17 protein-coding genes are annotated in these 18,968 nt (G+C 65.5%); 11 read left to right on the plus strand and 6 right to left on the minus strand.

Annotation, left to right across the window (positions count from 1 at the left end; translation table 11 throughout):
* The first annotated feature begins 60 nt into the window (after window positions 1-60).
* From U1739_RS11375 to U1739_RS11395, 5 genes are all read left to right on the plus strand, one after another.
* Window positions 61-1,449 (plus strand): TIGR03013 family XrtA/PEP-CTERM system glycosyltransferase, encoded by a 1,389-nt coding sequence (locus U1739_RS11375; protein WP_332708095.1) that lies wholly within the window; start codon window positions 61-63, stop codon window positions 1,447-1,449.
* Entirely contained in the window at window positions 1,428-3,491 is a 2,064-nt protein-coding gene (gene prsK / locus U1739_RS11380; protein WP_332708097.1) for an XrtA/PEP-CTERM system histidine kinase PrsK, read from the plus strand. Before U1739_RS11375 ends, prsK begins: the two co-directional genes overlap by 22 nt.
* Window positions 3,488-4,837 carry a PEP-CTERM-box response regulator transcription factor gene (gene prsR / locus U1739_RS11385; protein WP_332708099.1) on the plus strand — a complete coding sequence of 450 codons (1,350 nt, stop codon included), beginning with the start codon at window positions 3,488-3,490 and terminating at the stop codon, window positions 4,835-4,837. Before prsK ends, prsR begins: the two co-directional genes overlap by 4 nt.
* Window positions 4,830-6,872: a tetratricopeptide repeat protein gene (locus tag U1739_RS11390; RefSeq protein ID WP_332708100.1), complete on the plus strand. Its 2,043-nt coding sequence runs from the start codon at window positions 4,830-4,832 to the stop codon at window positions 6,870-6,872. The genes prsR and U1739_RS11390 overlap by 8 nt, the downstream gene beginning before the upstream one ends.
* Window positions 6,873-7,003: 131 nt before the next feature.
* Window positions 7,004-7,816 carry an ATP-binding protein gene (locus U1739_RS11395; protein ID WP_332708102.1) on the plus strand — a complete coding sequence of 271 codons (813 nt, stop codon included), beginning with the start codon at window positions 7,004-7,006 and terminating at the stop codon, window positions 7,814-7,816.
* Window positions 7,817-7,827: 11 nt separating this feature from the next.
* Here the strand turns inward: U1739_RS11395 and U1739_RS11400 are convergent, their stop codons facing one another.
* Genes U1739_RS11400 through U1739_RS11410 form a run of 3 tightly spaced genes read right to left on the minus strand, consistent with a single transcriptional unit; the run spans window position 7,828 to window position 10,258 of the window.
* Window positions 7,828-8,133, minus strand: coding sequence for a type II toxin-antitoxin system RelE/ParE family toxin (locus U1739_RS11400; protein ID WP_332708104.1), 306 nt, complete (start codon window positions 8,131-8,133; stop codon window positions 7,828-7,830).
* Window positions 8,130-8,414, minus strand: coding sequence for a ribbon-helix-helix domain-containing protein (locus tag U1739_RS11405; protein WP_332708106.1), 285 nt, complete (start codon window positions 8,412-8,414; stop codon window positions 8,130-8,132). Before U1739_RS11405 ends, U1739_RS11400 begins: the two co-directional genes overlap by 4 nt.
* Window positions 8,415-8,470: 56 nt before the next feature.
* On the minus strand, window positions 8,471-10,258 hold the full coding sequence (locus U1739_RS11410) for an ABC-F family ATP-binding cassette domain-containing protein (RefSeq protein WP_332708108.1): 1,788 nt from the start codon (window positions 10,256-10,258) through the stop codon (window positions 8,471-8,473).
* A gap of 190 nt (window positions 10,259-10,448) precedes the next feature.
* On the opposite strand from U1739_RS11410, the gene U1739_RS11415 reads away from it, so the two are divergent.
* From U1739_RS11415 to U1739_RS11425, 3 genes are all read left to right on the plus strand, one after another.
* Window positions 10,449-10,745, plus strand: coding sequence for a hypothetical protein (locus U1739_RS11415; protein ID WP_443025542.1), 297 nt, complete (start codon window positions 10,449-10,451; stop codon window positions 10,743-10,745).
* A 30-nt stretch (window positions 10,746-10,775) separates the two neighbouring features.
* Entirely contained in the window at window positions 10,776-11,441 is a 666-nt protein-coding gene (locus U1739_RS11420) for a response regulator transcription factor (protein ID WP_332708110.1), read from the plus strand.
* 81 nt (window positions 11,442-11,522) lie between these two features.
* Entirely contained in the window at window positions 11,523-12,917 is a 1,395-nt protein-coding gene (locus tag U1739_RS11425; RefSeq protein ID WP_332708112.1) for a sensor histidine kinase, read from the plus strand.
* A gap of 149 nt (window positions 12,918-13,066) precedes the next feature.
* On the opposite strand, the gene U1739_RS11430 is transcribed toward U1739_RS11425, so the two are convergent.
* A complete protein-coding gene (locus tag U1739_RS11430) occupies window positions 13,067-14,065 on the minus strand; it encodes an LLM class flavin-dependent oxidoreductase (RefSeq protein ID WP_332708114.1) in 999 nt (332 codons plus the stop codon).
* A 195-nt stretch (window positions 14,066-14,260) separates the two neighbouring features.
* Here U1739_RS11430 and U1739_RS11435 point away from each other — a divergent pair, with 195 nt between their 5' ends.
* The 3 genes from U1739_RS11435 to glpX all read left to right on the plus strand — a co-directional run bounded on the left by U1739_RS11435 (window position 14,261) and on the right by glpX (window position 16,909).
* Entirely contained in the window at window positions 14,261-14,926 is a 666-nt protein-coding gene (locus U1739_RS11435) for a pyrimidine 5'-nucleotidase (RefSeq protein WP_332708116.1), read from the plus strand.
* Entirely contained in the window at window positions 14,923-15,747 is an 825-nt protein-coding gene (gene dapD / locus U1739_RS11440) for a 2,3,4,5-tetrahydropyridine-2,6-dicarboxylate N-succinyltransferase (protein WP_332708117.1), read from the plus strand. The genes U1739_RS11435 and dapD overlap by 4 nt, the downstream gene beginning before the upstream one ends.
* 193 nt (window positions 15,748-15,940) lie before the next feature.
* Window positions 15,941-16,909: a class II fructose-bisphosphatase gene (gene glpX, locus U1739_RS11445; RefSeq protein WP_332708118.1), complete on the plus strand. Its 969-nt coding sequence runs from the start codon at window positions 15,941-15,943 to the stop codon at window positions 16,907-16,909.
* Window positions 16,910-17,067: 158 nt separating this feature from the next.
* Here the strand turns inward: glpX and U1739_RS11450 are convergent, their stop codons facing one another.
* A complete protein-coding gene (locus U1739_RS11450; protein WP_332708119.1) occupies window positions 17,068-17,844 on the minus strand; it encodes an ABC transporter permease in 777 nt (258 codons plus the stop codon).
* Window positions 17,841-18,773, minus strand: a complete 933-nt coding sequence (locus U1739_RS11455) for an ABC transporter ATP-binding protein (RefSeq protein ID WP_332708120.1) — start codon at window positions 18,771-18,773, stop codon at window positions 17,841-17,843. The genes U1739_RS11450 and U1739_RS11455 overlap by 4 nt, the downstream gene beginning before the upstream one ends.
* Between the last annotated feature and the right edge of the window lie 195 nt (window positions 18,774-18,968).

The raw sequence follows: 18,968 nt of genomic DNA on the forward strand, positions 1-18,968 counted from the left end.
GCCACAGGCCTATCGACGTGTCGGAAAAGTTTACACCGGCTACGGCAGGACGAGACCAGAATGATCAGGCTCTTCAAGCATTATGTGCCCCATGCCGTGCTGCTGCTCGGCCTGTTCGACGTGATCCTGCTGATCGCGGCGGCGGAGTTTGGCTGGGCTTACCGCGCGCACCAGATCGGCATGGTGGTGGAGCCGATGCACACCCGAATCCCGGAGCTCGCCACCTTTGCCGTGTCGCTCGAACTGGCGATGGTCGCGGTCGGGGTTTACGGTGCGGCCTCGCTGCAGTCGGTGCGCTACGCCACTGCGCGGATCCTGGTCGCCGTATCGCTCGGCGTGATCTTCCTCAGCGTGATCTATTTCCTGCTGCCCGCCATCACTTTTTGGCGTTCCAACCTGCTCTATTCGATGATCGCCGCGGCGATCCTGCTGCTCGCGCTGCGTGTCGTGCTGGGCAAGATGCTCGGCGGGCAGGCGTTCAAGCGACGCGTCGTCGTGCTCGGCGCCGGGGCGCGCGCCGCGCGATTGAAGGCGCTGGCGGCGACGCCGGGGGCGGGCTTCGTGGTCGTCGGCTATGTCTCGATGAGCGAAGTCGCGCGGGTCATTCCCGAAGCGATCTCGCGTGAGGCGATCTACAATCTCGCCGATCACGTCGTCCTGCTTAACGCCAGCGAAGTGGTGCTCGCGCTGGAGGAACGACGCAACGCGCTGCCGCTCAAGGATCTGCTGCGCATCAAGACGACGGGCGTGCACGTCAATGAAATCTCGACCTTTCTCGAACGCGAAACCGGCCGTGTCGATCTGCAGAGCGTCAATCCCAGCTGGTTGATATTTTCCGACGGTTTCTCGTCCGGGCGGATGCTGTCGAGCGTGTTCAAGCGTGTGTTCGATCTCGTCGCCAGCGCATTGCTGCTGGCGCTGACGCTGCCGATCATCCTGCTGTGCGCGATCGCCATCAAGCTGGAAAGCAAGGGGCCAGCCTTCTACCGCCAGCGTCGCGTCGGGCTGTACAATGTCGGGTTCGATTGCATCAAGTTGCGCTCGATGCGCACCGATGCCGAAGTGGGCGGCAAGGCGGTGTGGGCGGAAAAGGACGATCCGCGCATCACCCGCGTCGGGCGGATCATTCGCAAGCTGCGTATCGACGAATTGCCGCAGACCTGGAGCGTGCTGAAGGGCGAGATGAGCTTTGTCGGCCCGCGCCCCGAACGCCCGCAATTCGTCGAGGATCTCGAACAGCAGCTCAATTATTACGCCGAACGGCATATGGTGAAGCCCGGCATTACCGGCTGGGCACAGATCAATTATCCGTATGGCGCGTCGATCGAGGATAGCCGGCAGAAGCTCGAATACGATCTCTATTATGCCAAGAATTATTCGCCGTTCCTTGATATCCTGATCCTGCTGCAGACGATCCGCGTCGTCTTGTGGCCGGAAGGGGCGCGCTGATCGTGGCGCTGACCGTCACGCTTTGGGGCTATGCGCTCGCCGCCTTGCTGTTCTGCATGATTGCTCTGTCGCAACTGCGCGACGCGAGCACGGCGCTGCCACGCCGCACGTTCGTCGTCGCGCTTGTCGCCACGGCCTTATGGGCGCTGGCGGTGGCGGGGATCGACGCCAGCGACCTTACTGCGGAGGTTGTGGAGAGCCTGCGTAACCTGGCCTGGCTCGGCTTCATGTACGCCATGGTGCGCCGCGATCGTGCCAGCCCGCACATTCGCGTCGTCACCGCCGTCTATGCGATGGTCGTGCTCTGCCTGTTCGCCGGGATCGTGGTGAACATCGTCGCGGCGTTGCAGCCCGACGAGGCGGCGGCGTTTGCCGAAGCGCGTGTCGTGCTGCGCATGATGGTCGCCGTCAGTGCGCTGGTGCTGGTGCATCATCTGTATCTCGCCGTGGCGCCGCGCGCGCGCGGCGGCATCCGTCTGCTGGTGATCGGGCTGGCGGCGATGTGGAGCGTGGACCTGATATTGTTCGCGATCGCTTATGGCGCGCGCGGATTGGTGCCCGATCTGGTGGCGGTGCGCGGCATTGCCATGGCGATGCTTGCGCCGCTATTTGCCGGCGCGGTGTTGCGCAACGGCGATTGGACGCTGCGCTTGTCGCGCGCGGTGGCCTGGCAGTCGCTCTCGCTGGCCGGCGTGGTGCTGTATCTGTTGATCATGCTGCTCGCCACCGGTGCGATCGCGGGCATCGCCGGAGACCGGGCGCGGATCGCACAGACCGCCTTCGTGTTCGGATCGACCGCGGCGGCGCTGACCTTGGTATCCTCGCCCTGGCTCAAGGCCTGGGCCAAGGTGATGCTGGCCAAGCACCTGTTCCGCCACCGCTACGATTATCGCGGCGAGTGGATTCGCTTCACCGATACCTTGGGCAAGGCCGAGGGGCCGGTGGCGCTCGAGGAACGCGTGGTGAAGGCAATCGCCGATCTGACCGATTCGCCGGCCGGGCTGCTGCTCGTGCCGGTCGGCAGCGCGCTCGGCATCGGCGCCGGGTGGAACTGGAACCGCGACGGTCTGCCGCTCGATGCCGCGGACGAGGCCTGGACGCAGCACCTGGCCGGCGGCCGCATCGTCGAGCTCGATGCAGAACGCGCCGGAGACGCGGGCGCGGCGGGCGCGGCTATCCCGCGCTGGATACTGGACGATGCCAGCGCCTGGGCGATCGTCCCGCTGGTGCATCTCGATCGCTTGCAGGGCGCGATCCTGCTCGCCCGCCCGCCGGTCGATCGCGCGCTCGATTGGGAGGATTTCGATCTGTTGCGCATCGTCGGGCGCCAGGCGGCGAGCTATCTGGCCGAGGCGCACGCGCAGGAGGCGCTGGCCGAAAGTGCGCGCTTCGACGAATTCAACCGCCGCTTCGCCTTCATCCTGCACGATATCAAGAATCTGGTCAGCCAATTGACGCTGACCGCGCGCAACGCCGAGCGGCATGCCGACAACCCCGCCTACCGCGCCGACATGATCGCGACGTTGCAGGAATCGGCCGGGCGGATGAACGATCTCCTCGCCCGCCTGTCGCAGCATCACAGCACCCGCGCCGAGGAATTGCGCCCCACCGACCTGCTGCCGCTGGCCGAACGTGTCGCGCGCCGCGTCACGCATCCGGTGAATGTGCGCGGCTCGGCGACCCGCGCGCTGGTCGATCCCGCGCGGCTCGAACAACTGCTCGTCCATCTGCTCCAGAACGCCATCGAGGCCAGCCCCGCCGCTGCGCCGGTAACGATCCATGTCGATAGCGAGGACGGTCGCGCGATCGTCAAGGTGATCGATACGGGGAGCGGCATGTCGCCGGCATTCTTGCGCGATCGTTTGTTCAAGCCGTTCGTCTCCTCCAAGCCCGGCGGCTTCGGCATCGGCGCGTTCGAAGCGCGCCAGCTGGCCGAAGCGATGGGCGGCTCGGTGTCCGTCACCAGCCGCGAAGGCGAGGGGACCAGTTTCCGCGTCGATCTCACGCTCGCTACGGCGCGCCAACTGGAACAGGCCGCATGACCGCCAAACCCAAATTGCTGATCGTCGAGGACGATCTGGGCCTGCAGCGTCAGCTGCGCTGGGCGTATGAGGGGTATGACGTCGTCGTCGCCTCGGATCGCGCCACGGCGCTCGATGCGATCCGCGCCGAGGAACCGGCGGTGGTCACGCTCGATCTCGGCCTGCCGCCAGACCCTGACGGCACAACCGAAGGCTTCGCCACGTTGCACGATATCCTCCGCCTGAAGCCCGACACCAAGGTGATCGTGGCGTCTGGCCACGGCGCGCGGGGCAGTGCGTTGAAAGCGATCGCCGACGGCGCGTGGGATTTCTATGCCAAGCCGATCGATATCGACCAATTGGGCCTGATCGTCGCGCGCGCCTTCCATGTCCACGCGCTGGAAACCGAAAACCGCCGCCTCGCCGCAGCGCAGACCGGGCCGGCACTGGGCGGCATGATCACCGCGGCGCCGGAAATGCTCAAGGTGACGCGCACGATCGAGCGCGTCGCGCAGGCCGATGTGTCGGTGATGCTGCTTGGTGCCAGTGGCACGGGCAAGGAGTTGCTCGCCCGCGGCGTGCACGATTCGAGCCCGCGCGCGAAGGGCGCGTTCGTGGCCATCAACTGCGCCGCGATCCCGGAGACATTGCTGGAAAGCGAATTGTTCGGGCATGAAAAGGGCGCCTTTACCGGCGCGGTGAAAACCACCGAGGGCAAGATCGAACAAGCGCAGGGCGGCACGCTGTTCCTCGACGAGGTCGGCGACATCCCGCTGCCGCTACAGGTAAAATTGCTGCGTTTCCTGCAGGAGCGCACGATCGAGCGGATCGGCGGGCGCAAGCATATTGCGGTGGACACGCGGATCGTTTGCGCGACGCATCAGGACGTCGATGCGATGGTCGCCGCGGGCACGTTCCGCGAAGATCTCTATTATCGGTTGGCGGAGATCGTGGTGCGCATCCCATCCCTTGCCGAGCGGTCGGGCGACGCCAGTCTGCTCGCGCAGCATTTTCTCAAGAAATACGCCAAGACGATGCACTCCGCGGTCACCGGCCTGTCGCCCGATGCGCGCGCGGCGATCGATGCCTGGGGCTGGCCCGGCAATGTGCGCGAACTCGAAAATCGCGTGAAGCGGGCAGTGATCATGGCGGAGGGCAAGTTGGTCACGGCAGTCGATCTCGATCTTGCCGAGGGTGAAGCGCAAATGCCGCTCAACTTGCGCGCGATCCGCGAGACCGCCGATCGCCAGGCGATCCGCCACGCTTTGGCGCGGGCCGACGGTAACATTTCCAATACAGCTAAGCTGTTAGGGGTCAGTCGACCGACATTGTACGACCTTCTGAAGAGCTATGATCTCCATGCTTAAGCCCTTGATCATGACGGGTGTGACAGCCGTCGTCGGCGGCGTGATTGCCGCCTGGTCGTTCAGCGCCACGCCGGCGCACGCCGATTCGACGAGCGCCAAACAATCGCTGGCCAATGCGCTGGTCGCCTTCAAGATCGGCAATTTCAGCGCCGCGCGCAACAATGCGCAGGCGGCGGTCAAGGCGGACAATGATTGGGGCCTGGCCCATGCCGTGCTGGCGCGAACCTATCTCGCGCTTGGCCAGGGCGTGCAAGCCGAGGCGGAGCTCGATCGCGCCAAGGCGGCGGGTTTCGACATCGGCCGCGCGCACCAATTATATGCGCATGCCTGGTTGCTGCAGGGCGACCCGCAACGCGCGATCGCCGAAGCGGCGAAGGCGCAGCCGCGCTTCGCCGGTTATGCGCTGCGCATCGGCGCAGGCGCACTGGCCGCGCAGGGCGATCTGCCGGGTGCGCAAAAGGCGCTGGCCGAGGTGCTGACCGCCGCACCGAATGACAGCCTCGCCTGGTCCGATCTCGGGCGCGTGCGGTCGAGCGCCGGCGACACGGTTGGGGCGATCCAGGCGGCAAGCAAGGCGATCGCGCTCGATCCCGCCAATCTCGAGGCGCTGACCTTGCGTGGCGCCCTGGTGCGCGGCCAATATGGCTTGGTGGCGGCGTTGCCGTGGTTCGAGGCGGCGCTGAAGAAGGATGCCTATTACCACCCCGCGCTGATCGAATATGCCGCCACGCTCGGCGATGTCGGCCGCTACGCCGACATGCTGGAAGCGACCCGGCGTGCGCTCGCCACGCAGCCGGACAGCGCCCAGGCCTTTTACCTGCAAGCGGTGCTGGCCGCGCGGGCGGGCAATTCCGATCTGTCGCGAACGCTGCTGCAGCGGACCAACGGCGCGCTGTACGACCTGCCGGGCGCGCTCCTGCTCGGCGGCACGCTGGATTACCAGGCGGGCGCGTACCAACAGGCAGCGATCAAATGGGGCGGACTGGTCGATCTGCAGCCGCTGAACATCACCGCGCGAAAATTGCTCGGTGCGGCGCTGTTGCGGTCGGGCAATGCCGATGACGCGCTCGACGTGCTGCGCCCTGCGGCGCTGCGCGGCGATGCCGACAGCTATGCGCTCACGCTGGTCGCCCGTGCGTTCGAACGTACCGGACGGCGGGAGTGGGCCGCCCGGTTCCTCGACCGCGCGGCGATCCCCTCGCGCGACACCTCCACCCCGTTCGCGATTGGAGAGAGCGCGGCCACTTTGGGCGGGCTGGCCAATGCCGATCCCGGCGATGCCACGTTGCGCGTCGCCTATCTGCGGGGGCTGATCGATGCCGGGGATCGCGCGCAGGCCATCGTGCAGGCGCAGGCGCTGGTGCGGCTCGCGCCGGGCGCGCCGGCGGCCTATCTCGCCTTGGGCGACACGTTTGCGGCAAATGGCCGCTATGGCGACGCTACGTCGGCCTATCGCCGCGCGGCCAATATCCGCTTTGACGAACCGACCATGTTACGCCTAGTCGATGCGCTCGATCGCTCGCGGCAGCGCGCGGCGGCGGCCAACGTCCTTGCGCTGTTCCTGTCGCAGAACCCGCAGAATATCGCCGGGCAGCGCCTGGCCGCGCATTGGCAGATCGCGGCGGGCGAGTTCGATGCCGCGATCGAGACGCTGGAGGGACTGCGCGGGCGCATCGGCAATCGCGACGCGGCGTTACTGACCGAACTGGCCTTTGCCTATCTTGGCGATGACGATGGCGAGATCGGCCTTGCTTACGCCAAGGCGGCGTACCGTATCGCGCCGCTCAACCCGGCGGTAAGCGATGCCTATGGCTGGGCCTTGTACCAGACCGGGGCCAATGTTCAGGCGGCGCAATTGCTCGAGAAAGCGGTCAGCATCGCGCCGGAGCATGCCATGCTGCGCTGGCATCTCGGGCAGGTCTATACCGATCTCGGCCGCGCGGCGGACGCCAAGGCGCAGGTCGCGGCGGCGCTGCGCGACCCGACTTTCGAGGATCGTGCCGCGGCCAGCGCGGTACTGAAGTCGTTGGGCTGATTCACCCCACGACCGTCATCCCGGACTTGATCTAGGATCCAACGTGCCCCGCGGGCGGCGCCGAAGAGGCGCGTTGGATGCCGGACCAAGTCCGGCATGGCGGAGGGGGAGCGTGGCGCTATAGCCACGCCATGACCGACCCCCTGCACCGGATCGCCGCCGCTCTCGAACGCCTGGCGCCTGAGCGCCCCGTATCTGCCGATCCGCAGGCCCACCCCGCTTATATCTGGCGCGGCGACGCGCTCACCGCGGCGCGCGCCTTCACGGCGCTGCCGCTGGCGCAACTGCACGGCGTCGATGCGCAGAAGGCGGCGTTGGTCGCCAATCTCGATCGCCTGGCCCAGGCCCATGCCGCGCACGACGTATTGCTGTGGGGCGCACGCGGGACGGGCAAGTCGGCGCTGGTCAAGGCCGCGGTGGCCCATCTTCAGGCGGCGGGGGCCGAGCTCGCCTTGGTCGAGATCGCCACACACGATCTCGACAGTCTGCCGGCGTTGTTTGCGCAGATCGCCGCCGTCCCGCGTGCCTTTGCCCTGTTCATCGACGATCTCGGCTTCGACGCCGCCGCCGACGGCCGCGCGTTGCGCTCGATGCTGGAGGGGGGCGCCGAGGCGCGCCCGGCCAATGCGCGGTTGCTCGTCACGTCCAACCGTCGTCACCTGATCCCGCGCGACATCGCGGAACAAGACAGCGCGATCAATCCGCGCGACGCGATCGACGATCAGTTGGCGCTGGCCGACCGCTTCGGGCTGAGCCTCGGCTTCCACGTGATGGATCAGGACGGTTATCTGGCGGTGGTCGCGGGCTACACCGAGGCGCACGATTTGCCGTTCGACCCGACCGACGCGGTGGGCTGGGCAACCCGCCGCGGCAGCCGCTCGGGCCGGGTCGCCTGGCATTATATCGTCGATCTGGCGGGGCGCCACGGCAAGGCGCTGGGCTAGCCAGCCCGTGTCTAGTCGGTCGAAAAGTCGGCCGCCGCGTCGAGCAGATTGCGCGCCGTGTGCATGACGCGGACGACTTCAACGACGTTGCCGACGACGCGATAGAGCACGACATACGGCGGGACGCTGATGCCGCGCGCCGTCGCACCGATTTCGTCACGAATTTGCCCGCTATAGGGATAATCGATCAGCCTGTCGGTGGCGGCAATGATGCGACCGAGAACACGATCCGCTGCGGCAGCATTCTGTGCGAAGATATATTCCCAAATCTCGTCGAGATCGGCGACGGCGCCCGGCAGTCGCCGGATCGTCGTCATTCCGCGGCGCGTGCGGCAGCCAGTCTGGCCATGCCGCGACGTTTGATATCCTCGAGATCGAAATTGCCTTCGATCGCTGGGCCGCTGGCGAGGCCTTCCTCCCAGGCACGCCTCAGATACGCGATCGTCTCGGGTGTTTGGTTGCGTGACTGCCACCACTCGTCCAGCGCCATGCGCACCACGTCTTCGGCGCTCGGAAATTCGCCACTGTCGACCACACCGTCGACGATGGTCGCCATCTCGGCATCTAGCGCAATGTGAAACGTACGATCCGCGTCCATCGGCCTACCTTCTCGGTTCGTGTCGGCACGATATCATCGCGCCGACACGCCTGCAATCAGCCGCCGACCATCTCGGCCAGCTCCAGCCAACGCAGTTCGGCCGCTTCCTTTTCGGCACGCGCCGCCGCGATCTCCTTGTTCAGCCGCTCGAACTTGGCAAAATCCTTCGCATAGAGCGCGGGATCGGCGAGGAGCTTCTCGTCGCGCACGATGCCGGCGTCGAGCTCCTCGATGCGCTTTGGCAGCACCTCATAGTCGCGCTGGTCCTTGAAGGTCAGTTTCACCTTGGGGGCAGGCGGGGGCGGGGGCGCGGTGGCCTGGACCTTGCGGTTGCCGCCGCCGCGCTTGGGCGCCGCCGCCTTGCGCTTTCGTTCCCAATCCTCATAGCCGCCCGCCACGACATCGACCGTGCCCGACCCGTCGAGCCCGAGCGTGATCGTCACGGTGCGATCGAGGAAATCGCGATCATGGCTGACGATCAGCACGGTCCCCTCATAATCGCCAATCACGTCCTGCAGCAGATCGAGCGTCTCGAGATCGAGATCGTTGGTCGGCTCGTCGAGCACCAGCAGGTTCGACGGCTTGGCGAATTCGCGTGCGAGAAGCAGACGCGAACGCTCGCCACCCGACAGCGTGCCGACCTTGGCATCGAGCACGTTGGGATCGAACATGAATTCCTTGAGATAGCCGATGACATGCTTGCGGCTGCCCTGCACGTCGATCCAGTCGCCGCCATCGGCCAGCACGTCGCGCACGGTCTTTTCCGGCGCCATCTTGCTGCGCTGCTGATCGATGACGATGCGTTCCATCGTCTTGGCGAAACGGATCTGCCCTGAGTCCGGCTCCAGCTCACCGGTGAGCAGCTTGAGCAAGGTAGACTTGCCCGCGCCGTTCGCGCCGACAATGCCGATGCGATCCTTGCGCGTGATGCGCAGGCTCAGATCGGTGATGATCGGGCGTTCCCCGAAGCTCTTGGAAATATGCTTGGCGTCGATCACCACCTTGGTCTTGGCGTCGTCAGTGCCGATCGTCAGGTTGGCCGAGCCCTGCGGCCCGATCATCGAAGCGCGTTCGGCGCGCATCTCGACCAATTTGGTCAGCCGCCCCTGGTTGCGCTTGCGCCGCCCGGTGACGCCGCGCAGCAGCCAATGCTCCTCCAGCTTCAGCCGCGCATCGAGCTTCTCGGCATTACGCGCTTCATCGGCATAGACCTGTTCGGTCCAAGCATCGAACCCGCCGAAACCGATCTCCGCGCGCCGCACCGCGCCGCGATCGAGCCACAGAGTCTGCTTGGTCAGCCGCGTCAGGAAGGTGCGATCATGGCTGATCACGACGAACGCGCCGTTGAAGCGGCTGAGCCATTGCTCGATCCATTCGATGGCGGCGATGTCGAGATGGTTGGTCGGCTCGTCGAGCAGCAATACGTCCGGCTCCATCGCCAGCGCGCGCACGATCGCCGCGCGGCGGCGCTCGCCGCCACTGGCCGAGGCGGCGTCGCGCGACAGATCGATGCCCAGCTGATCGGCGATCGCATCCGCCTCATACTCCATCGGCGCATCGTCGCCGGCCAGTACGTAATCGAGCAAGGTCTTGTACGCGCGCAAGTCCGGCTCCTGCTCGAGCAGGATAACCCGCGTGCCGGGCTGGATCGTGCGGCGGCCTTCATCGGCTTCGATCGATCCGGCGATCAGCTTCATCAACGTGGTCTTGCCGGCGCCATTGCGGCCGATCAGCGCCAGCCGGTCGCGCGGCCCGACATGGATGTCGAGATTGCGGAACAGCCAACCGGAGCCCTGAATGATGCCGAGATTTTCGAACGCGAGAATGGGTGCGGGAGCGGCCATGAGAGCGGTATTTCTTGCTGGCCGGTCGGTTCGCAGCGGCATCGCGCGGATCGAGCGACTCGACACACGCCACCTCTAATCAACGCGAGCGGCTTGGGGTTTGGTTTGCGCTACCCAGCCTGACCGCGCGGCGCAAGTTTCACCGTCCTATTCACAGGCTGTTCAACGCACCGCACCTATGCGACATCCGATGAAGATGCTCGTTCCCCTTGCTTTGTGCCTTGTGGCGGCGCCGGTCGCCGCCGAATCTGATCGGCGTCGCGGCGACCAAGCCGAGGCGTTCGAGGCGCGCCGGCAGGGCAAGATCATGCCGCTGCGCGAAATCGAACGGAGAATCGTGCCGCAGCTGCGCGGCGCGCAATATCTCGGCGTCGAGTTCGACAGCTATAGCAGCATTTACACGCTGAAATTCCTGCGCGATGGGACCGTGATCTGGGTGGATGTCGATGGCCGATCGGGCCAGATCCTGCGCCAGACCGGCCGATAAGCGTCATCACCGGACATAAGGGGTAACATTATGCGCGTCCTGATCGTCGAAGACGAACCCAATCTCGGCCAGCAATTGAAGAACACGTTGGAAGGCGCGGGCTATGCCATCGATCTCGCTACCGATGGCGAGGAAGGGCATTTCATGGGCGCGACCGAGAATTACGACGCCATCGTGCTCGATCTCGGCCTGCCCGAAATCGATGGCCTCACCGTGCTCGATCGCTGGCGCAAGGAAGGCCGCACCGCCCCCGTGCTGGTGCTGACCGCGCGCGACAGCTGGTCGGACAAGGTCGCCGGGCTCGATGCCGGCGCGGACGATTATGTCGCCAAGCCGTTCCAGTCCGAAGAGTTGATTGCGCGATTGCGCGCGCTGATCCGCCGCGCCTCGGGCAATGCCTCGTCCGAACTGACCGCCGGCGATGTGCGGCTGGATACGCGCTCGGGCAAGGTCACCAAGGCGGGCGAGCCGGTCAAGCTGACCGCGCAGGAATATAAGCTCCTCAGTTATCTGCTGCATCACAAGGGCAAGGTGGTGAGCCGCACCGAGCTGATCGAGCATATCTACGACCAGGATTTCGATCGCGATTCGAACACGATCGAAGTGTTCGTCACGCGGATCCGCAAGAAGCTGGGGCAGGATGTGATCACCACGATCCGGGGCTTGGGTTATTCGCTTGAGGATCCTGATGCCTAAGTACCCCGTCATCCCCGCGCAGGCGGGGATCCCGCTTATTTTCAGCCGTCGACAGGAAGCGGGATCCCCGCGTTCGCGGGGATGACGGAAGAAGCAACACCCGCGACCGATCCCGAAAGCCTGCCCAGCCGGGGCTATGTCCGCACCACCGGATCGCTTTCTCGCCGCATGATCATGATCGCGGCGGTGTGGATCCTCGTACTCCTCAGCGGCGGCGGGTTCGCGCTCGATCGCGTGCTGACTCAGGCAGTGACGCGGAATTTCGACGATCAGCTCGAATATGTCCTGACCGGACTGATCGTCTCGGCCGAGATCGGACCCGACGGCGAAGTGGTGTTCAACCGCGAGCCGGCCGACCAGCGCTTCCTGGAGCCGGGCTCCGGCCTGTATTGGCAGGTCTCGGCCAAGGGTCGCGAAGCCTTCCCGTCGCGCTCGTTATGGGATCGCAAGTTGGCCTATGCCGGCACGCATGCGGACCGCGACGTGCACGTCTACGACAGCACACAATTCCCCAGCGAAAAGCTGCGGGTGCTCGAACGCGATGTCAAACTGCCCGGGTCGGACGTCAATTGGCGCTTCATGGTCGCGCAAAACCCGGAAGGGCTCGACGCGCAGAAGAATGCGCTGCGCAAGACGCTGGTGCGCAGCTTCCTGTTGCTCGGGCTCGGCTTGTTGGTGATGGCAGCGTTGCAAACGTTTTACGGGCTGTGGCCGCTGCGCAAGGTGCGCGAGGAAATCGCCCGCATGCGTTCGGGCAAGTCGCGGCAGATCGAACGGCCGATGCCGATCGAGGTCGCGCCGATGGTCGAGGAACTGAACGGCCTGATTGCGCATAACGAACGCCAGGCCGAGGAAGCGCGCCGCCATGCCGGTAATCTTGCGCACGCGCTGAAGACGCCGCTGACCGTGATCATGAATGCCGCGACTGCCGAGGCCGACGATCTCGGCGAGACGGTGGTGCGCGAGGCGCGCACGATGCGGCGCCAGGTCGACCACCACCTCGCGCGCGCGCGCGCCGTGGGCCGGCGCGGGTCGGCGCATAGCCGCGCGGATGTGTGGCCGAGCCTGGAATCGGTCGAGCGTGCGGTGGCCAGGCTCTATCGCCATGTGCGCATCGACATTGACGGCCCAAAAACGCTCCAGGTCCATGTCGAGCGGCAGGATCTCGACGAGATGCTCGGCAACCTGATCGAGAACGCCGCCAAATATGGCGGCGGCAGCGTGTTCGTCACGGTCGGTCAGCATTCCGGCTTCGTCGAATTCCTGATCGAGGATGACGGCGCAGGGATTCCGGAGGAGCAGCGTGTGCGCATTTTCGATCGCGGCGTGCGGCTGGACAGCGGCAAGCCGGGGACTGGCCTCGGCATGGCGATCGTGCGCGACGTGGCGGAGATTTACGAGGGGACGGTAAGCCTCGAGGAGAGTGAAGATCTCGGTGGGCTGCTGGTCAGGCTGAGGCTGCCGGCAGCGACCTGACCTTGTCTGCTTCGAGCCCTCTCCCGCTCTTTGCGGGAGAGGGTTGGGTGAGGGTCTTCTTCTTCCCCGTGGTCGATGGCGCTTAGGAAAGGAAGAAGACCCTCACCCAACCCTCTCCCATGAAGAATGGGAGAGGGCTAAGGAGAATTTCAGGCGGCGACCTTCAGTTCCGCCATCGCCCCGGCCGTAATCTCCAAACTCCGCTTGCGCGCCTCGTGATCGTAGATCGAGCTCGCCACCATCAGCTCGTCCACACCCGTCCGCGCGACGAAGGCGGCGATCTCGCGCGCTACCTTGGCCGGGCCGCCGACCGCGGAGCATTGCAGCGTGTGATCAAGGATCGCCTGGCCCTGCGCGCCAAGGCTCTGGCGATAGCCTTCGACCGGCGGCTTCAATTTGCCCGGAGTGCCGGTGCGCAGCGCAACGAACGCCTGTTGCTGCGAGCTGGCAAGCAGTTCGGCCTCAGCGTCGCTATCGGCGGCGAAGATGTTGAACCCGGCCATGACGTGCGGCCGATCGAGCGCCGCCGACGGTTTGAAGTCGCGGCGATAGATGGCCAGCGCGCTCATCAGCGCATCCGGCGCGAAATGCGAGGCGAAGGCGTAGGGCAGGCCGAGCGCCGCGGCGAGTTGCGCGCCAAACGTGCTGGAGCCGAGGATCCACAGATCGACATTGGCGCCGGCGCCGGGCGTGGCGGTGATGCCGGTCTGGCCGTCATCGGCGAACAGGCTCTGCAGTTCGAGCACGTCTTGCGGGAAGGCGTTGGCGTCGCTCTGCAGGTTGCGGCGCATGGCGTGCGCGACACGTTGGTCGGAGCCAGGCGCGCGGCCCAGGCCAAGGTCGATGCGGCCGGGGAACAATGCGTCGAGCGTGCCGAACTGCTCGGCGATGGCCAGCGGTGCGTGGTTGGGCAGCATGATGCCGCCGGCGCCGATGCGGATCGTCGAGGTGGCGGCGGCGACATGGCCGAGCACCACCGAAGTCGCCGCGCTGGCGATGCCGGCCATGCCGTGATGCTCGGCGGTCCAATAGCGGCGGAAGCCGGTCGCCTCGGCGTGCCGCGCGAGATCGGCGGCATTGGCCAATGCTTGTGAGATGGTGCCGCCTTCGACGACGGGGACGAGATCGAGCAGGGAATAGGCTGTCATGCAAAGGATGTGGGGAGAGGGGAGAGGGAGTTAAAGCAGTAGTTTTACCTTCCCCGGCGAAAGCCGGGGTCCAGTTGTGGAATGGACGTTGGCGCGCGTCGGGCTTTGTTACGTCCACCGTCGCGACTGGGCCCCGGCGTTCGCCGGGGAGGGTTGAGGTTGCCCCTCACGCCCGCCCCGCTTAGAGCCGCCCACATGGACCCTCGGCTCGCCCATATCCGCACCTGGATCTTCGATCTCGACAATACGCTGTATCCAGCCAGCGCGCGGCTGTTCGATGGCATCGACGCCAAGATGGGCGCCTATATCTCCGAGCGGCTGGGCGTCGATCTGGTCGAGGCGCGGCGTATCCAGAAGGGCTATTTCCACGCCCATGGTACGACGCTCGCCGGGCTGATGGCCGATCACGCTGTCGACCCGCATGAATTCCTCGCCTTCGTCCACGATGTCGAGATGGACGCGCTGGAAGAAAATGCCCCGCTGGCCGCGGCGATCGCCAAATTGCCCGGGCGCAAGATCGTCTTCACCAATGCCGATACGCCGTATGCCACCAACGTGCTCGGTCGCTTGGGCCTGAGCGACAGTTTCGAGGCGATCCACGATATCCATGCCATGGACCTCGCGCCCAAACCGCAGGCCAGCGCCTATGCGGGATTGTGCGCCGCGTTCGATCTCGATCCGCATGCGTGCCTGTTCGCCGAGGATATGGCGCGCAATTTGAAGCCGGCCAAGGCGATCGGCATGACCACGTTGTGGGTCGATAACGGCTCCGAACAGACGCCCGACGAGACTCACGAGCACGTCGATTTCATCACGCACGACATCCGCCATTGGCTGGAAGCAATATTGGAGGCCGCATGAGCGACAATCTGCAGAAGACGATCGATACCGCGTGGGAAGACCGCGCGGACCTGGGTTTCACAACGGTGGGCGCAGTGCGCAGCGCGGTGGACGAGGCGCTGGAATTGCTCGACACCGGGCAGGCGCGCGTCGCCGAGCCCGACGGGCAGGGCGGCTGGACCGTCAATCAGTGGCTCAAGAAGGCAGTGTTGTTGAGCTTCCGCCTGAACGACAATGACGTGATCCAGGGGCCGGGCGGCTCGACCTGGTTCGACAAGGTGCCGGGCAAGTTCGAAGGCTGGGACGAGGCACGCTATCGCGCGGCCGGCTTCCGCAGCGTGCCGGGCAGCATCGTGCGCCGCGGCGCGTATATCGCCAAGGGCGCGGTGCTGATGCCGAGCTTCGTCAATATCGGCGGCTATGTCGGTGAGAATTCGATGATCGACGCCTGGGCGACGGTTGGCAGCTGCGCGCAGATCGGCCGCAACGTGCACATTTCGGGCGGCGCCGGGATCGGCGGCGTGCTCGAGCCGTTGCAAGCGGATCCCGTGATCATCGGCGACGGCGCGTTCATCGGCGCGCGCAGCGAAGTGGCCGAGGGGGTGCGCGTCGGCGAAGGCGCGGTGCTGTCGATGGGCGTGTACCTTGGCGCCAGCACCAAGATCATCGACCGCGCAACCGGCGAGACGTTCCGCGGCGAAGTGCCGCCCTATGCGGTGGTCGTGCCGGGGAGCATCGGCGGCGGGGACGGCAAGCCGGCCTTGTATTGCGCGGTGATCGTCAAGCGGGTGGATGCGCAGACGCGCAGCAAGACCAGCATCAACGAATTGCTGCGGGACTAAATTCCCTCTCCCGTTGGGAGAGGGAGGGAGGAGCGCAGCGACGGAAGGGTGAGGGCGACGCCAGCGAAACCCCAGTCGCCCTCACCCCTCGACGCTCCGCGTCTCGACCCTCTCCCACAGGGAGAGGGTTAGTTAGGCGTCTCGACATTGTCACGGGCCGTGCCTAGGCCGGCACAAACCCAAGGGGAATTTCATGACCACCACCGCCAGCCAGGTACTCGATCGCGTCCTCGTCCTCGAAATGGTCCGCGTCACCGAAGCCGCCGCCATCGCCGCCAGCAAGCTGGTCGGGCGCGGCGACGAAAAGGCGGCCGATGCCGCCGCGGTGGAGGCAATGCGCGAGGCGCTTAATTCGCTCTACATGGACGGCACCGTGGTGATCGGCGAAGGCGAGCGCGACGAAGCGCCGATGCTGTTCATCGGCGAGAAGGTCGGCTCGGCGATCGGCACGGGGCCGAAGATCGACATCGCGCTCGATCCGCTCGAAGGCACCACGATCTGCGCCACGGCGGGCCCGAACAGCCTGGCCGTGCTGGCCATCGCGGAACAAGGCGGGCTGCTCAACGCGCCCGACGTGTACATGGACAAGATTGCGGTCGGCCCGGGCTATCCCGAAGGGATTATCGATCTCGATCGCACGCCGACCGAAAATATCCGTGCGGTGGCCGCGGCCAAGGGCGTGGAGCCGAGCGAGATCATCGCCTGCGTGCTCGATCGTCCTCGGCATGAGGCGCTGATCGCCGAGCTGCGCGCTTTGGGCGTGGGCATCATGCTGATCGGTGACGGCGACGTGGCTGGCGTGATCGCGACGACCAATCCGGACACCACGATCGACATCTATATGGGCTCGGGCGGCGCGCCGGAGGGCGTGCTCGCGGCGGCGGCGCTGCGCTGCGTCGGCGGGCAGTTCAAGGGGCGGTTGCTGTTCCGCAACGACGACGAGCGCGGCCGCGCTGCCAAGTGGGGCGTGACCGATCTCGACAAGCAATATGATTTGACCGAGCTCGCCAAGGGCGATTGCATCTTCGCGGCGACCGGCGTGACAGATGGCTCGCTGCTGGAAGGCGTAAAGCGCAAGGGCGGCACGATGACCACCGAGAGCGTGGTGATGCGCGCGTCGAGCGGCACGGTGCGCTGGGTGAAGGGCGAACACCGGATCTGAGCGACGAGAGCGCGACCGCTCCCCTTATGCCCTCTCCCATTCTTCATGGGAGAGGGTTGGGTGAGGGTCTTCTGTCTCTTCTTCTCTCTCGAGCGCCGAAAAGAAGAAGACCCTCACCCAACCCTCTCCCGCGAAAAGCGGGAGAGGGCTTAGAACCCTTAGCTCTTCATCCGGTACCCGGTCTTGAAGATCCAGGCGATCACGCCGAGGCACAGCAGCAGGAAGGCGAAGGTAAAGGCGAGGCTCGCGCCCACGCCGACATCGCCCTGCCCGAAAAAGCTCCAGCGGAAGCCGCTGACCAGATAGACCACCGGGTTGAACAGGCTGACCGTGCGCCACGCCGGCGGCAGCATGTCGATCGAATAGAATGCCCCACCCAGGAAGGTGAGCGGCGTGATCAGCAGGGCGGGCACGAAGTTCAATTGCTCGAAGCCCTTGGCCCACACGCCGATGATGAACCCGAACAGGCTGAACGCGACCGAGGTCAGCACCAGGAAGGCGAGCATCATGACGGGATGCTTGATCGGCAGATCGACGAACAACATCGCGGTGGCGAGGATGATCAGCCCCAGGATCACCGATTTGGTCGCCGCCGCGCCGACATAGCCGATCACCATTTCCATCGCCGAAATGGGTGCGGAAAGCAGCTCGTACATCGTGCCGGTGAATTTGGGGAAGTAGATGCCGATCGAGGCGTTGGAGATGCTCTGTGTCAGCAGCGAGAGCATGATCAGCCCGGGCACGATGAAGCTGCCGTAACCGACTCCGTCGACCGACTGCATGCGGCTGCCGATCGCCCCGCCGAACACGACGAAATAGAGCGAGGTGGTGATCACCGGCGTGGCCACGCTCTGCCACAGCGTGCGCAGCGCGCGCGCCATTTCGAAGCGATAGATCGCCCACACGCCATGCGTGTTGAATGCGTTGGCACTCATGCCGCGTCCTTCCGGCCGACCAAGTCGACGAATATGTCTTCGAGCGAGCTCCGATGCGTGTCGAGATCGGTGAATTCGATGCCGAGTTCGTCAAGCTTGCGCAGGAAAGCGGGGATGCCGTCACGATCGCCGTCGGCGACGAAGGTATGGCTCAGGATATGGCCCTCATCGCCCAGTTCGACGTCCCAATTGGCCAAGGCCTGGGGCACGGCGGCAAGCGGGCGGCGCAGCGAGACCAGCACCTGGCGCTTGCCGAGCCGCTTCATCAGCTCGGTCTTGCGCTCGACCAGGACAAGCTTGCCCTTGTCGATCACGCCGACGCGATCGGCCATTTCCTCGGCTTCTTCGATGTAGTGCGTGGTCAGGATGATGGTCACGCCGCGCTCCCGCAGGCGGTGGATCAGCTTCCACATATCGCGTCGCAGCGACACGTCGACGCCCGCGGTGGGCTCGTCGAGAAACAGGATGTCGGGTTCGTGGCTCAGCGCCTTGGCGATCAGCACGCGGCGCTTCATCCCGCCGGACAGTTCCATGATCTTGGCATCGCGCTTGTCCCATAGCGACAGGTCGCGCAGCACCTGCTCGATATAGGCGTCATGGCCCGAGCGGCCGAACAGGCGGCGGCTGAACTTGACGGTGGCGAGCACGGTTTCGAACATGTCGACCGACAATTCCTGCGGCACGAGGCCAACCAGGCGGCGGGCGGCGCGGAAATCCTTGATCGCGTCATGGCCCATCACGGTGATCGTGCCGGAGGAGGGCGTGACGATGCCGCAGATGATGCTGATCAGCGTCGTCTTGCCGGCGCCGTTTGGGCCGAGCAATGCGAAGATCTCGCCCTTTTCGATCTCGAGGTCGATCGGTGACAGTGCGGTGGTGCCGGAATCGTACGTCTTGGAGACGCCGGCGACGGACAGGATAGTTGGCAAGTTTCGGGATCCCCTTGGAAGGCGTGGAGATGGGGGCGAGGGCGATGGGGCGCAACCATTGGCGATAGGGTAACCAACCAAATCCTTCCCCGGCGAAGGCCGGGGCCCAGTCGCGCTGGTCGAGGTAACCACGCGCAATGCCCGTTACCGGCTGTTCCGCGACTGGGCCCCGGCGTCCGCCGGGGAAGGAAGTAG

Source organism: Parasphingomonas puruogangriensis, assembly GCF_036663635.1.
GTDB lineage: Bacteria > Pseudomonadota > Alphaproteobacteria > Sphingomonadales > Sphingomonadaceae > Sphingomonas.

What these genes read in the sequence shown, in the direction of transcription:
- U1739_RS11375 (WP_332708095.1), top strand. Translation starts at nt 61, where the DNA reads ATGATCAGGCTCTTCAAGCATTATGTGCCCCATGCCGTGCTGCTGCTC.
- prsR (WP_332708099.1), top strand. Translation starts at nt 3,488, where the DNA reads ATGACCGCCAAACCCAAATTGCTGATCGTCGAGGACGATCTGGGCCTG.
- U1739_RS11390 (WP_332708100.1), top strand. Translation starts at nt 4,830, where the DNA reads ATGCTTAAGCCCTTGATCATGACGGGTGTGACAGCCGTCGTCGGCGGC.
- U1739_RS11395 (WP_332708102.1), top strand. Translation starts at nt 7,004, where the DNA reads ATGACCGACCCCCTGCACCGGATCGCCGCCGCTCTCGAACGCCTGGCG.
- U1739_RS11400 (WP_332708104.1), bottom strand. Translation starts at nt 8,133, where the DNA reads ATGACGACGATCCGGCGACTGCCGGGCGCCGTCGCCGATCTCGACGAG.
- U1739_RS11405 (WP_332708106.1), bottom strand. Translation starts at nt 8,414, where the DNA reads ATGGACGCGGATCGTACGTTTCACATTGCGCTAGATGCCGAGATGGCG.
- U1739_RS11410 (WP_332708108.1), bottom strand. Translation starts at nt 10,258, where the DNA reads ATGGCCGCTCCCGCACCCATTCTCGCGTTCGAAAATCTCGGCATCATT.
- U1739_RS11415 (WP_443025542.1), top strand. Translation starts at nt 10,449, where the DNA reads ATGAAGATGCTCGTTCCCCTTGCTTTGTGCCTTGTGGCGGCGCCGGTC.
- U1739_RS11420 (WP_332708110.1), top strand. Translation starts at nt 10,776, where the DNA reads ATGCGCGTCCTGATCGTCGAAGACGAACCCAATCTCGGCCAGCAATTG.
- U1739_RS11425 (WP_332708112.1), top strand. Translation starts at nt 11,523, where the DNA reads ATGACGGAAGAAGCAACACCCGCGACCGATCCCGAAAGCCTGCCCAGC.
- U1739_RS11430 (WP_332708114.1), bottom strand. Translation starts at nt 14,065, where the DNA reads ATGACAGCCTATTCCCTGCTCGATCTCGTCCCCGTCGTCGAAGGCGGC.
- U1739_RS11435 (WP_332708116.1), top strand. Translation starts at nt 14,261, where the DNA reads ATGGACCCTCGGCTCGCCCATATCCGCACCTGGATCTTCGATCTCGAC.
- dapD (WP_332708117.1), top strand. Translation starts at nt 14,923, where the DNA reads ATGAGCGACAATCTGCAGAAGACGATCGATACCGCGTGGGAAGACCGC.
- glpX (WP_332708118.1), top strand. Translation starts at nt 15,941, where the DNA reads ATGACCACCACCGCCAGCCAGGTACTCGATCGCGTCCTCGTCCTCGAA.
- U1739_RS11450 (WP_332708119.1), bottom strand. Translation starts at nt 17,844, where the DNA reads ATGAGTGCCAACGCATTCAACACGCATGGCGTGTGGGCGATCTATCGC.